This window comes from Sedimentitalea sp. XS_ASV28 (genome assembly GCF_041224545.1).
Lineage (GTDB): Bacteria > Pseudomonadota > Alphaproteobacteria > Rhodobacterales > Rhodobacteraceae > Sedimentitalea.
Genome location: NZ_JBGFGP010000130.1, coordinates 112,712 through 125,784 on the forward strand (window position 1 = coordinate 112,712; position 13,073 = coordinate 125,784).

14 protein-coding genes are annotated in these 13,073 nt (G+C 61.7%); 8 read left to right on the forward strand and 6 right to left on the reverse strand.

Annotation, left to right across the window (positions count from 1 at the left end):
* The first annotated feature begins 59 nt into the window (after positions 1 to 59).
* Positions 60 to 848: a xanthine dehydrogenase family protein subunit M gene (locus tag AB9K34_RS11585; RefSeq protein WP_369954586.1), complete on the forward strand. Its 789-nt coding sequence runs from the start codon at positions 60 to 62 to the stop codon at positions 846 to 848.
* A 293-nt stretch (positions 849 to 1,141) separates the two neighbouring features.
* Positions 1,142 to 1,324, forward strand: coding sequence for a hypothetical protein (locus AB9K34_RS11590; protein ID WP_369954587.1), 183 nt, complete (start codon positions 1,142 to 1,144; stop codon positions 1,322 to 1,324).
* Positions 1,325 to 1,536: 212 nt separating this feature from the next.
* Here the strand turns inward: AB9K34_RS11590 and infC are convergent, their stop codons facing one another.
* Complete coding sequence (gene infC / locus AB9K34_RS11595) at positions 1,537 to 2,085, reverse strand: translation initiation factor IF-3 (protein ID WP_369954614.1); 549 nt, start codon at positions 2,083 to 2,085, stop codon at positions 1,537 to 1,539.
* A 202-nt stretch (positions 2,086 to 2,287) separates the two neighbouring features.
* On the opposite strand from infC, the gene AB9K34_RS11600 reads away from it, so the two are divergent.
* Entirely contained in the window at positions 2,288 to 3,169 is an 882-nt protein-coding gene (locus tag AB9K34_RS11600; RefSeq protein WP_369954588.1) for a translation initiation factor 3, read from the forward strand.
* Between the two features lie 153 nt (positions 3,170 to 3,322).
* On the opposite strand, the gene AB9K34_RS11605 is transcribed toward AB9K34_RS11600, so the two are convergent.
* The 5 genes from AB9K34_RS11605 to AB9K34_RS11625 form a co-directional block, all read right to left on the reverse strand.
* On the reverse strand, positions 3,323 to 4,165 hold the full coding sequence (locus tag AB9K34_RS11605; protein WP_369954589.1) for a ferredoxin--NADP reductase: 843 nt from the start codon (positions 4,163 to 4,165) through the stop codon (positions 3,323 to 3,325).
* 69 nt (positions 4,166 to 4,234) lie between these two features.
* Positions 4,235 to 4,639: a DUF934 domain-containing protein gene (locus AB9K34_RS11610; RefSeq protein WP_369954590.1), complete on the reverse strand. Its 405-nt coding sequence runs from the start codon at positions 4,637 to 4,639 to the stop codon at positions 4,235 to 4,237.
* Positions 4,636 to 5,394 carry a phosphoadenylyl-sulfate reductase gene (locus AB9K34_RS11615; protein WP_369954591.1) on the reverse strand — a complete coding sequence of 253 codons (759 nt, stop codon included), beginning with the start codon at positions 5,392 to 5,394 and terminating at the stop codon, positions 4,636 to 4,638. Before AB9K34_RS11615 ends, AB9K34_RS11610 begins: the two co-directional genes overlap by 4 nt.
* Before the next feature lie 6 nt (positions 5,395 to 5,400).
* On the reverse strand, positions 5,401 to 7,065 hold the full coding sequence (locus tag AB9K34_RS11620; protein WP_369954592.1) for a nitrite/sulfite reductase: 1,665 nt from the start codon (positions 7,063 to 7,065) through the stop codon (positions 5,401 to 5,403).
* Between the two features lie 47 nt (positions 7,066 to 7,112).
* Positions 7,113 to 7,427 (reverse strand): DUF2849 domain-containing protein, encoded by a 315-nt coding sequence (locus AB9K34_RS11625; protein WP_369954593.1) that lies wholly within the window; start codon positions 7,425 to 7,427, stop codon positions 7,113 to 7,115.
* 147 nt (positions 7,428 to 7,574) lie between these two features.
* On the opposite strand from AB9K34_RS11625, the gene AB9K34_RS11630 reads away from it, so the two are divergent.
* The 5 genes from AB9K34_RS11630 (at position 7,575) to AB9K34_RS11650 (ending at position 13,072) form a co-directional block, all read left to right on the forward strand.
* Positions 7,575 to 8,036 (forward strand): Lrp/AsnC family transcriptional regulator, encoded by a 462-nt coding sequence (locus AB9K34_RS11630; RefSeq protein WP_369954594.1) that lies wholly within the window; start codon positions 7,575 to 7,577, stop codon positions 8,034 to 8,036.
* A gap of 43 nt (positions 8,037 to 8,079) precedes the next feature.
* Complete coding sequence (locus AB9K34_RS11635; protein WP_369954595.1) at positions 8,080 to 9,831, forward strand: ATP-binding protein; 1,752 nt, start codon at positions 8,080 to 8,082, stop codon at positions 9,829 to 9,831.
* Positions 9,828 to 11,051 carry a sigma-54-dependent transcriptional regulator gene (locus AB9K34_RS11640; protein ID WP_369954596.1) on the forward strand — a complete coding sequence of 408 codons (1,224 nt, stop codon included), beginning with the start codon at positions 9,828 to 9,830 and terminating at the stop codon, positions 11,049 to 11,051. Before AB9K34_RS11635 ends, AB9K34_RS11640 begins: the two co-directional genes overlap by 4 nt.
* Before the next feature lie 257 nt (positions 11,052 to 11,308).
* The gene (locus AB9K34_RS11645) at positions 11,309 to 12,310 is read left to right on the forward strand and encodes a TRAP transporter substrate-binding protein (RefSeq protein WP_369954597.1); all 1,002 of its coding nucleotides are present in this window, start codon (positions 11,309 to 11,311) and stop codon (positions 12,308 to 12,310) included.
* Positions 12,311 to 12,391: 81 nt separating this feature from the next.
* The gene (locus AB9K34_RS11650; protein ID WP_369954598.1) at positions 12,392 to 13,072 is read left to right on the forward strand and encodes a TRAP transporter small permease; all 681 of its coding nucleotides are present in this window, start codon (positions 12,392 to 12,394) and stop codon (positions 13,070 to 13,072) included.
* Position 13,073: the final 1 nt, after the last annotated feature.

The window sequence follows — 13,073 nt, forward strand, 5'->3', positions numbered from 1 at the left end:
GACCCCCCGGAGTATTTGCACAAAGATGAAGAGGCGTGGCCTCTTCCGGGAGGACTGAGATGTACAGTTTTGAAGTGGACAAGCCGGACAGTGTCGACGCGGCGGTCGCGGCGCTGAAGATTGAAGACGCGCAGGCTCTTGGCGGCGGACAGACGCTGATCCCGACGCTGAAGCAGAGGCTGGCCAGCCCGTCGCGGCTGGTGAGTCTGACGGGCATCGCCGAGATGAAGGGGGTCAGCAGCGCCGACGGTGTCGTCACCATCGGCGGCGGTACCCCGCATGCGATTGTGGCGGCGGAGGCGGCATCGGCCTATCCGGCGCTGGCGGCACTGGCCGGTAATATCGGTGATCCGGCGGTGCGCAATCGGGGGACGATCGGGGGGAGTCTGGCGAATAATGACCCGGCGGCCTGTTACCCGTCGGCGGCATTGGCGAGCGGGGCGACGATCGTGACAAATGCGCGCGAGATTGCTGCCGACGACTATTTCCAGGGCATGTTCACCACGGCGCTGGACGAGGGAGAGGTGATTACATCAGTGCGTTTTCCGGTGCCTGATGCCGCGAATTACCAGAAGTTCGAACAGCCCGCGTCGCGCTTTGCTCTGGTCGGTGTATTCGTCGCAAGATTTGCCGACGGGGTGCGGGTTGCCGTGACCGGCGCGTCGGAGGACGGCGTATTCCGCTGGAGTGAAGCGGAGGCGGCACTGTCCGACAATTTTGCGCCCGAGGCGATCGACGGGTTGAGCCTGTCTGGGGATGGCATGATTTCCGACCTTCACGGCAGCGGTGATTACCGGGCGCATATCACCAAGGTGATGACGCAACGGGCGGTCAGGGCCGCGGGGTAACTCGGGGCCGGTGTCACCTGATCCCGGGCCGCGCGTCTGTTGCGGTCCGGACCCGTCGATCCTGCGCCGTGTCGTCTGACGGTGATTTTCAGGCCAGCACCCTCAGGGGGGAGAATATTGCCATCGATTGATGGTGCGCCGCTGCGTTGCGGTGGCGGGCGGCGGTGGCAAGATCCGGCTTCGCTGCTTCCTGTTGTGTTCTGCGCAGTTGCCAGCTTGAATTTGACGACGTATCGTGAGTGGAGATTCAACCAGGTGGTGAATTTCTTTTGACAACGAGAAGGTGGAAGATCATGAAATTCAAGCTTTTCGCATTGGGTGTGGTTGCTCTGGGTCTGGCTGCGTGTGCGCAGCCAGAGCCCGCCCCGGTCTATGTCCAGCCGACATTCGACAAGGCAGGCAATGCAAGCTGTATCGCAGGATACCAGTTGGCGACGACCGAGGCCGGAGCGACGGTCTGCGCGCCGATCAGCTAAGGTACCATAGCGGCAAACCGGGCGCGCGTGATACCGCGTGACCGGGATGTCGCGGGTTTTGCCGATGCCTTGAGCGGATGTTCAACCCTGCGGGGGCCGATTGGGCCGCCGCGGGGTGTGCCCGAAAAGATGAACCCGGAAAGATGAACGCCCGGCAGTGACATTGCCGGGCGTTCATGTTCCGGATTTGCGCCGAATCAAGGAAAACCGAATTACTTGTTCGGCAGCGGACCGATCAGCATGACCATCTGCCGGCCTTCCATCTTGGGGAAGTTTTCGACCCGGCCGAACTCCTTGGTGTCTTCCGCGACGCGTTCGAGCAGTTCGCGGCCAAGATTCTGGTGGGCCATTTCGCGACCGCGAAAGCGCAGGGTCACCTTGACCTTGTCACCGTTCTCGAGAAACTTGAACACGTTCCGCATCTTGACGTTGTAGTCGTTGGTGTCGGTATTCGGGCGAAACTTGACCTCTTTGATCTCGATGGTCTTTTGCTTCTTGCGCGCCTCGGCTTCGCGTTTCTGGGTTTCGTACTTGAACTTGCCGAAATCCATGATCTTGCAAACCGGTGGTTTGGCGTTTGGAGAAATCTCTACCAGATCCAAACCGGCCTCAACCGCCATGTCGAGGGCGCGGGCAGGGGTCACGACACCTACGTTTTCGCCCTCGGCACCAATCAGGCGGATTTCCGGGGCTCGGATATTATCGTTTACGCGCGGGCCGGTGTCTCGGGTTGGCGGCGCGTTATGAGGTCTGCGGGCTATGGATTCGTTCCTTTGATCGTTGGAATAACTGAAACGCAAACCTAGCTTTGGCAGCGTCGCGGTTCAAGTCGCAATTCTTTGCCGAAATGCATGTATTGCGACTTTGACGCCGGTTTTCCCCCTTGATTGTACGGGCGATGAGGGAGATCTAACAGGCGACCGGCGCCGGTCGGGTGTCTGGGTTTGAATTTTGGAGAACGTCATGAAACCAGTGATTTGGATTGTTGCTGCCGCCGCGGTCGCAGGAGCGGGATATTACTACCTGAACAATCAGGAAGAAGTGAACCAGGCGGTAACAGACGCAGCGAACAGCACAGAAACTGTCGCGGAAGAGTTGGTCACAGGGACGAGTGAAGCCGCAAGCGATGCAACCGACGCGGCTACCGGGGCGGTTGAAGACGCCGCCGACGCGACGGCAGATGCTGCCGACGCTGCAGTCGATGCAACGGGTGATGCTGTAGACGGTGCCGTCGATGCCGCAACCGAGGCTGCGGATGCCGTGACGGATGCGGCATCCGAGACGGTCGACAGCGCCGCAGAGGCCGTATCCGATGCAGCAGACAGTGCGACCGAGGCTGTGACCGACGCGGCAAATAGCGCGACGGAGGCTGCGTCCGAGGCTGTCGATGCGGCCACCGAGACCGCGACCGACGTGGCGAACGAGGCCAGCGAAGCCGCAGACAATGTTGCAGCAGATGCAGCCGCGACGGCAGAGGCCGTTGAGCGGGGTGCCGCCGACGCCGCAAGCGATGCGGCCGACGCAGCATCCGATACCGCAACTGCCGCAACGGAAGCGGCCAGCGACGCTGCGGATGCGGTTGCCGATACCGCCGCTGACGCGGCCGATGGCGCAGCTGCTGCCGTTGACGGCGCCGCTGATGCTGCTGCGCAGGGCGGCAACAACCTGGCCGAGCTCTTTACAGTTGACGGTTTCGATTATGACAAGGCCGCCACGGCGTTGCAGGACTCGAGCCTTGGTGCGGCGCGCAAGGCGACGCTGCTGGCCGGTCTGGAGCAGGCGCGGAACAATCCCGAACTGCTCAAGGCGGCGCTCGAGCAGATCCGTTCTGCGATGGGCCTCTGATCGACAACTGACATGGGGTTGGCCGGGCAATGCGTTGCTCTGGCCGACGCCTCCGGTTCGGTCTGCCATATGGCTGACGGAGTCATCCGGACAAAAAAAGGACGCCTGTCCAATGTCTTGGCAGGCGTTCTTGTATGATTGGATGGGATTATTTCAGCCGACAAAGGCCTTTTCGACCACATAGTGCTGCGGGTCCGAATTCGCGCCTTCCACCAGTCCGAAATCTTCTAGGATTTGCTTGATGTCCTGATTGAACGCAAGCGAGCCGCACACCATTGCACGATCAGTTTCGGGGGTGATCGGTGAAATGCCAAGATCGGAAAAGACCGTCCCATCCGCAAGCAGGTCGGTGATGCGGCCCATCCTGGGGCTGTCCTCGCGGGTGGTGGTGGGGTAGTAGCGAATCTTGGCAAGATTTTCCGCACCGATCAATTCCTGCATCAGCTCGTCGGCTTTGAGATCTTCGATCAGTTGGCGGCCGTATTCCAGTTCCGCGACATCGCGGCAGGTATGGGTGATGACGACCTCGTCATAATTCTCGTAGGTTTCGGGTTCACGCAGCAGCGAGGCGAAGGGCGCGAAGCCGGTACCGGTGGCAAAAAACCATATGCGTTTGCCGGGCAGCAGCGCGTCATGCACCAGCGTGCCAACGGGTTTCGGGCGCAGGATGATCTGATCGCCGGGCTGGATATGTTGCAGCTTGCTGGTCAGCGGGCCGTCCTGAACCTTGATCGAATAGAATTCGAGTTCCTCGTCCCAGGCGGGGCTTGCGATGGAATAGGCCCGCAGCAGCGGCTTGCCGTTATCGCCCAGCAGGCCGATCATCACGAACTCCCCCGAGCGGAAGCGCAGGCTCTGCGGACGGCTCACACGGAACGAAAACAGCCGGTCGGTCCAGTGTTTGACGGCGGTGACCGTCTGGGCATCGGGCAGGGTCGGCGTCTTGACGGGGGTGGCGTCGGTCGCGGCGTTGGTCACGGGGGTCATCTCTGTCATCGTTTATACTGCCGGTCTGCTGAGCCGACACCTCTGATTAATCTTTGATCTATGTCAGGGAAAGGGGTCTTAGCCGCGCAGGCGGGACTGATAATCGTGCTGCTGCCAATTTGAACGCGCAAGCCATTGATCCTCGGGCTGTCGCGCGGCGAGGGCATCGTCGATTTCGACCTCGTCAAACCCCGAACGGCGGGCCATCGCGTATTGATCGGCCAGAACGTGTCCGCGCGCCCGCAACCGACCCTGATATCCGCGCAGCCGCAATTGCCGTGCAATGGTAAAGCCACGCCCGTCGGCCGAGCTCGGAAAATCCACGCGGATCATGCGAAGGCCGGAATGGAGCGGCACAGACGCCGGGTCCGTATCAGAGGGAACATCCAGTGCCACCGCGTCATTGGCGGCCTGGCCGGCATCGCAATAACCACTGTTCCAGTCATCCAGCTCAAAGCCGGTATCGGTCACGATCACACTCATGATTTTGCTCCTGTCCGGACCATCTTGCCATTCACAAAATGGATGCCGCATTCGTCTTTTTCCTGATTGCGCCAGCGCCCGGCGCGCGGGTCTTCCCCCTTGGCCACGGGCGAGGTGCAGGGGGCGCATCCGATCGAGGGATAGCCTTTTGCCACCAGCGGATGCCGGGGCAGCCTGTTTTCCTCCATATAGGCGCGCACGTCTTCCGGCGCCCAATGGGCCAGCGGATTGACCTTGATCCGCCCGGTTCCGTCCTCGACCTCAAAAAACTCGAGTGCGGCGCGGGTGCCTGACTGAAACCGTTTGCGCCCGGTGATCCACCCGTCATACGAAGCCAGGGCCCTGTTCAGCGGTTCGGTCTTGCGCAGCGCGCAGCACGCATCCGTGTCGCGCCGATGCAGGCTGCCGTCCGGATCGCGCGCGGTGATGTCGTCGGCGCGAATGATCTGAACATTGCTCAGGCCAAGACGTTCCGAAACTTCGGACTGGTAGACGAGGGTCTCGGTAAACAGCATCTCGGTGTCGATGAACAGCACCGGCGTCGCCCGGTCCGTCACCGCCGCCATGTGAAGCAGCACGACGGATTCCGCGCCAAAGCTGGAGACCAGAGCGATCTTGCCTGCGTTCTGCAAGGCACCCTGCATCACGGCGGTGGCGCTGTGATGCCGATAGCGCGCGTTCAGGTCGGCGACCCGGGCCGCAAGCGCCGCGGCGTCGGGACCGTCGACAGGGGTTTTCTCTGCGAGATCAAGCATGACGCATCACTCGGCAGCGACGGCGGCCTGCGGATAGAGCGCGGCCTTGAACGGAGCCATCCCGACGCGACGATAGGTCTGAAGGAAAGTTTCGGACGCTTCGGTGCGCAGGTCGAGATAGGCATAGACCAGCCGCTCGATCGCGGGAATCACGTCATCGGCAGAAAAGCCCGGACCAACCCGCTCGCCAAGCGCCGCATTTTCGGTGGCATCCCCGCCAAGGGTGATCTGGTAGTTTTCGACCCCTGCGCGATCCAGGCCCAGAATGCCGATATGCCCCACGTGGTGGTGGCCGCAGGCATTGATGCAGCCGGAAATCTTGATCTTGAGGGGTCCGATATCGTTCTCGATCTTCAACTCTTCAAACCGCGTGGCGATCTGTTGCGCGATCGGGATCGAGCGCGCCGTTGCAAGCGCGCAGTAATCCATGCCGGGGCAGGCGATGATGTCGCTGATCAGTCCGATATTCGCGGTTGCGAGGCCGTTCGCCTTGAGGGCCGCGTGGATCGCGGGCAGGTCGGATTTGTGCACATGGGGCAGCACCACGTTCTGTTCGTGGCTGATGCGCAGCTCGTCATGGGCATACTGCTCGGCCAGGTCGGCCATCACGCGTATCTGTTCGGCGCTGGCATCGCCGGGCGTGGCACCATGGGCCTTGAGGCTGATCGAGACGATCGCATGATCCGGATCGCGATGCGCTGTCAGGTTGGTGTCTGCCCAGCTGCGGAACACCGGATCGGCCCGATAGGTCGCGTCATAGGCTGCGGTGGAGCCGGTGCGCAGGGGCGGCAGCGTGAATTGCGCCTGAATCTGCGGCAGCAGTTCCTGATCGACACCGGACCAGGCCGGCCGTAGCCGGTCGAAAACGCGTTCGACGCGCGCGCGGATCTCGTCGATGCCGTGTTCGTGCACGGTGATCTTGATGCGGGCCTTGTACTTGTTGTCGCGGCGGCCCAGCAGGTTGTAGACGCTGAGCACCGCTTCCAGGTAGGGCAAAAGATCGGCCTGCGGAAGGAATGCGCGAATGACCTTGCCGATCATCGGGGTACGGCCAAGACCACCGCCCACGATGACCTTATAGCCGATCTCGCCATCCTGCCGGACAATCTGCAGGCCGATGTCATGCGCCTTTATCACCGCGCGGTCGTTTTCGCTGCCGGTGATGGCGATCTTGAACTTGCGCCCGAGGAACTGGAATTCCGGGTGATCGGTCGACCACTGGCGGATCAGCTCGGCCACCGGGCGCGGATCCGCGATCTCGTCCGCCGCAGCGCCCGAGAAATGGTCGGCGGTCACGTTGCGGATCGTGTTGCCGCTGGTCTGGATGGCGTGCAGCCCGACTTCGGCCAGAGCGTCGAGCATATCCGGAATGTCGCGCAGTTTCGGCCAGTTGTACTGGATGTTCTGGCGGGTGGTGAAATGGCCATAGCCCTTGTCCCAACGCTCGGCCAGATAGGCCAGCTTGCGCATCTGTGCGCTGTTCAGCGTGCCATAGGGGATCGCGACCCGCAGCATGTAGGCGTGCAACTGAAGGTAAACGCCGTTCATCAGGCGCAGTGGCTTGAATTCATCTTCGGTGAGCGATCCATCGATCCGGCGCTCGACCTGGGCGCGGAACTGGGCGTTGCGCTCGGCCAGGAATGCGGTGTCGAATTCGGTATAGCTGTACATCTGATCTGTCCTGTCTGGAGAGGTGACGCGACTGGCTGGGCTGGGTGTCAGCCGCGCAATCCGGCCTGCGCTTCCTGTTTGCCATGCGGATAATTTGACGGCCCGGTGCGGCGGAACTCTTCGCGGAAATGAATGGGCTGAGGCCCGTCGCCAGCGGGTTTCATGTCGGCAAGATAGGCCCCGACGATGCGGTTGGCCTGGCGCTCTGCATCGAGCAGGCGTACCTGTGCGTGGGCTTCGTCGGTGATGATCTCGGCATCCGCCAGATCGCGGCTCCAGCGATCATCGGCGGTTTGATAGACCACATCGCCTTCCAGAAGGTCCGATGCGGTGACAACTTTGGGCGTGAATTCACGGGGCATCCGCTCATTTCCTCAAGACTGCTGTATTTCCGCTCTCTATATAGGAAATTTTCCCACATTTGCGCCAGATACATTGCCAAATAAGGAATAATGTTCCAATACGGGCGGCAATCGGAACAAGCGGCCTGAATGAGGGGTGAAATTGGAATGTCTGTACGGATCGATGAGACAGATCGGAAAATTCTGGCGGAGTTACAGCGCGATGCGGCGCAATCGCTTGATGAAATCGCCCGCGCGGTCGGCAGTTCCAAGACCCCGGTCTGGAATCGCATTCGCAAGCTGCGCGAGGCCGGTGTGATCGGACGGCAGACTGTGGTTCTGGACGCGGAGGCGCTTGGATTCGAAGCGTGTTTCTTTGTGCTGATCCGGACGTCGGAACACGAGGCCGGGTGGCAGGCGATGTTCCTAAAGGCGTTGCGAGACCGGCCTGAAGTGCAGGAGGCGCACCGGCTTGCGGGGGATATCGACTATATCCTCAAGGTGAGGGTCAAGAATGCGCGCGCCTATGACGAGTTCTATCAGGCGCTTATTTCCGAGGTGCGCGTGCACAATGTCACCGCTCTGCTGTCGATGGAAGAAATCAAGTCGACCACGATGCTGCCGCTTTAGCGGGCACTGGTCACATCGCGGACGGACCTGATAGGATCCTTGCATGACTGGCTTGCGACACCGACGATCCTGGGTGGTGCTGATTTTCCTCGCTGTTGTCGCGGCGCTGGCCGGGACGGTCTGGCGCTATGGGTATCTTCAGGCGCTTGAGCAACTCGCGCGGCGGGCCGAGGGGGATCTCGCTCTGGCGAGTGACCGCCTGAGTACCGAGTTGCAGGTCTATCAGGAACTTGCCGTGCTGCTGACCGATCATCCGATGTTCGATGCGCTGGATGATCCGGCGCGGCGGGTCGCGGCGCAGGCGCAGCTGCTGGAGGTTGCCGACAAGACGGCGGCGCTGGATGTGGCCTATGCCGATCTGTCGGGCCGCGTCCTGGTCAGCGCCAACGGTCTGACACCGGAAGATGTGTCCGGCACCGCCTATTTTCGTCGTGCATTGCAGGGGGCGCTTGGCTCTGATCACGGGGTGCGCGCGCCGCTGAACCGGCGGGCCTATTACTATGCCGCGCCAACTTTTGACGCGACCGGACATGTGCGCGGAGCGGTCGTGGTGGTTGCCGATGTGGCCAGTATCGAACTGGCCTGGCCGGGGAATGCTCCGGCGGTGTTCTTTACCGATGTCAATGGCGAGGTTTTCATCACCAACCGGTTCGAATTGCTGTTCTGGACCAGACCGCCGGGCGGCATCGGGCTGGTGCCGCCGGATGGTCCGGCCCCGGAATTCAGGGCGGCGCAGACCGGTGTGCACGAGATCTGGAATATTCGCTGGGGGCCATATGTCCCGGAGCGGGCGCTGCACCTGCAACGGCACCTGCCGATCGTGGGGCTGACCGGCGAGATCCTTGTGAATGCCGCCCCTGCGCGGCGATTGGCATGGTTGCAGAGCTCGGCGGTGGCGGCCATCTGTCTGGCATTCGGCGCGATGCTGTTCCTTGCCACCGAACGGCGCAGAACCCTGGCGCAGGCGAACGCGGTTCTGGAAACCCGAGTGGCCAGACGTACCAGAGCCCTGTCAGAGGCGAACGCGCTGCTGCGGCAGGAGATCAGCGAGCGCAAGGAGGCCGAGGCCGCCCTCACACGTGCGCAGGCAGACCTCGTTCAGGCCGGCAAGCTGAGTGCATTGGGCCAGATGAGTGCGGGGATCAGTCACGAGTTGAACCAGCCTCTCATGGCGATCCGCTCCTTTGCCGAGAACGGCACCGAGTATCTCGCGCGCGGGCGCGCCGACAAGGCCGGCGAGAATCTCGCCCGGATTGCCGATCTGGCGCATCGCATGGGACGGATCATCCGCAATCTGCGCGCCTTTGCCCGGCAGGAAAGCGAGGACGTAAGACAGGTGGATATCGTCGCCATACTGGATAGTGCAATCGAGTTGACCGGCGCGCGCATGCGCCAGGATGCGGTCACGATCCGCTTTGTACGACCGGATCGACCGATCTGGGTGCGCGGCGGGGATGTGCGGCTGGGGCAGGTTTTTGTCAACCTGCTGACCAACGCGGCGGATGCGATGGAGGGGCGCGACGGCAAAACCATCGAGATCGAGGTGGCCGAAACCGGTCCGCTGCGGGTTATCATACGCGACAACGGGCCGGGCATCGACGTACCGGACAAGGTGTTTGAGCCGTTCTATTCCACCAAGGAGGTCGGGGCGTCCGAAGGCATGGGGCTGGGCCTGTCGATTTCGTATGGAATCGTGCAGAGCTTTGGCGGTGACATCCGTGGCGAAAACGGTCCTGACGGCGGAGCGGTGTTTACGGTGCAACTTGAACCCTGGCAGGCGGAGCAGGCAGCATGAGGAACGGGCGGCGGGTCTTGCTGGTGGATGATGACGCGGCGGTGCGCGACGCGCTGGCGCAAACGCTTGATCTGGCTGATTTCGACGTGACGACTGCGGGGTCCTTCGTCGCGGCCAAGGATCACATCAGACATGATTTTACCGGCGTCATCCTGTCGGATATCCGGATGCCGGGGCGCGACGGGTTCCACCTGCTGTCCTATGCGCGCGGTGTGGACGAAGATTTGCCCGTCGTGCTGTTGACCGGCGAGGGCGACATTCCGATGGCGGTCTCGGCGATGGAAAAGGGCGCGTTCGATTTTCTGGAAAAGCCCTGTGCGCCGGCGGCGCTTGTTGCGGTCCTGGAACGGGCGCTGGCGGCGCGGCAGGAAACGCTCGACATGCGGGCCGAGCGGCAACGTGCCAGATCGGGCGATCCCGCGGCGCGGATGATCTTTGGAAATTCGGCCCTGGTCGCAGAAATGCGCGAGCGGGTCCGGCGGTTGGCAAAGACGGCCGCGGCGGTTTTTGTCAGCGGTCCGCCGGGCAGCGGTGTGTCCAAGATCGCAGAGGTGATCCATCTGAGTTCGGATCAGGCGCGGGGGCCCTTCGAAAAGCGGGCTGCGGCCGGGTTGGATCGGGTCGGTCTGGCGCAGGCGCTGGCCGCCGCAGAGGGCGGCAGCCTGTTTCTGGATGAAATCCGCAACCTGCCTGCCGACAGCCAGATTGCGCTGATCGAGGCGCTCGAAGAAACCGGGCAGGCCCGGGTGATGGCCGGGAGCACGGTCGAGCTCGACGAAACCATGCTGAACGGGGATCTTTATTATCGGTTGCAGGCTGCATCCGTGCGGATACCGTCGCTTGCCGAACGTCCCGAAGACATTCCGGTTCTGTTTCGCCGATATGTCGAGCAGGCGAGCGAGCAGGCGGGGCTTGGTGTGCCCGATGTGTCGCCCGAACACCTGGCGACGCTGATGGCACAGGACTGGCCGGGCAATGCCCGATCGCTGATGAGCGCGGCCATGCGCCTCGTGCTGGGAATGCCGGAAGAGGTCACCCAGGCGGCCGATCTGGGGCTGGCGGAACAGATGGCGCGGGTCGAGCGATCCTTGCTGATCGCGGCGCTCGGGCGGCAGAATGGGCATGCGTCGGATGCGGCGCGCGCACTCAAGCTGCCGCGCAAGACGTTCTATGACAAGCTGGCGAAATATGGGATTCGCCCTGACGATTTCCGCAGGTGAAACTGTGCGGTTTTCCGCACAGATCACCAATCGGCTGTGCGGGATACCGCACACCTGTTGATGCCTATCTGATGCATGAAATGAAGAATGGAAGATAAACATCTGTTATAAAGATGTTATCATGAATTTCCGGTTGCGGATCACAAACGGTTGAGTGGCGTGTCGGCTTCCGTTTGACTGCGATAAGCGCGCCGAATCCGGTGCCAGCCACGGGCGCAGACCCGTATCAGATAATGGAACTTCGGGAGGAAATACCGATGAAACTGTTCACCGCTGCCGCAACGGCAATGGCTCTCTCGCTGACGGCAACCGCAGGGTTCGCAGCCTGCGACGATGGCGAAATCGTCATCAAGTTCAGCCATGTCACCAACACTGACAAGCACCCCAAGGGCATCGCGGCGTCGCTGCTTCAGGAGCGGGTAAACGAAGAGATGAACGGCAAGGCCTGCATGGAGGTCTTCCCGAACTCGACGCTTTATAATGACGATCAGGTGCTCGAAGCGATGTTGCAGGGCGACGTCCAGATGGCCGCGCCGTCATTGTCCAAGTTCGAACAATTCACCAAGGTTTTCCGCATCTTCGATTTGCCGTTCATGTTCAATGACATGGCGGCGGTGGATGCCTTCCAGAACTCGGAAACCGGTCAGAAGATGAAGGAGTCGATGACCCGCCGTGGCCTTTTGGGGCTCGGGTTCTGGCATAATGGCATGAAGCAGATGTCGGCCAACAAACCGCTGGTAACGCCGGCCGATGCGAACGGGTTGAAGTTCCGGGTACAGAACTCGGATGTGCTCAAGGCGCAGATGGCTGCCATGGGAGCCAGCCCGCAGCCGATGGCATTCTCGGAAGTCTATGGGGCGTTGCAGACCGGCGTCGTCGATGGGCAGGAAAACACCTGGTCCAACATTTATGGCCAGAAGTTCTTTGAAGTGCAGGACGGCACGACCGAGACCAACCACGGCGTGCTTGACTATATGGTGGTGACATCGACCGACTGGTGGGACAGCCTGCCCGACGATGTGCGCGACCAGCTTGCAACCATCGTGCAGGAAGTGACAGAGACCCGCAACGCCGCCGTGGGTGAGGTCGATGCTGCGGCGCGTCAGGCGATCCTGGATGCCGGCGGCACCATCATCGAACTGACCCCGGAACAGCGCACCGCCTGGGTTGAAGCGATGAAGCCGGTCTGGGCCGAGTTCGAAGGCGATGTCGGTGCCGATAACATCGCCGAGGCACAGAAATTCAATGCCATGAACTGAGCGCGATCTGCGCTTGCGGCCCGGCCCATGGATTGGGCCGGGCCTTTTTTGATTTTCAACATGAAACGGGGGGAGAGCATCATGTCGACCCACTATGAGTCGCACTCGATCCTGGGGCGCATGGTAAATGAGTTCGAAGAGACCGCGATCGCGATCCTGCTCGGGCTGATGACGCTCGTCACATTCGTCAATGTCGTGCTTCGATATGGGTTCAACACCGGCCTGATCTGGGGGCTTGAAGCGACATCGTTCCTGTTTGCATGGCTGGTCCTCTTCGGAGTCAGCTACGCGGTCAAGGTGACCGCGCATCTTGGGGTGGATGCGGTCATCGCCCTGTTCTCCGAACCGGTGCGCCGTGTGCTGGCGTTGTTCGCCGGTCTCGTCTGCATCCTTTACGCGGCGCTGATCATGAAGGGCGCCTGGGATTACTGGGCGCCTTTTGCCGGGCTCGACGCGACCACCGGACGCTGGTTTCCGACTGGTTTTGCCAATTCGCGCGACCAGGCCTGGTACGAGGTGGTCGATATTCCGATTCCGGAATGGTTGCGCTGGATCGAGCCGATCATGAACGAGGGCGAGGCGTATGAGAAACTGCCGCGTTTCATTCCCTACGCGATCCTGCCCATTGGCGCGGCGCTGCTGCTGTTCCGTTTCGTGCAGGCGACCATCCGGATAGCTCGGGGCGAGGCGACGGGGCTCATCGTCAGCCACGAAGCCGAGGACGCCATCGCGGATGTGCAGCACATGAACCGGGAGGATTGAT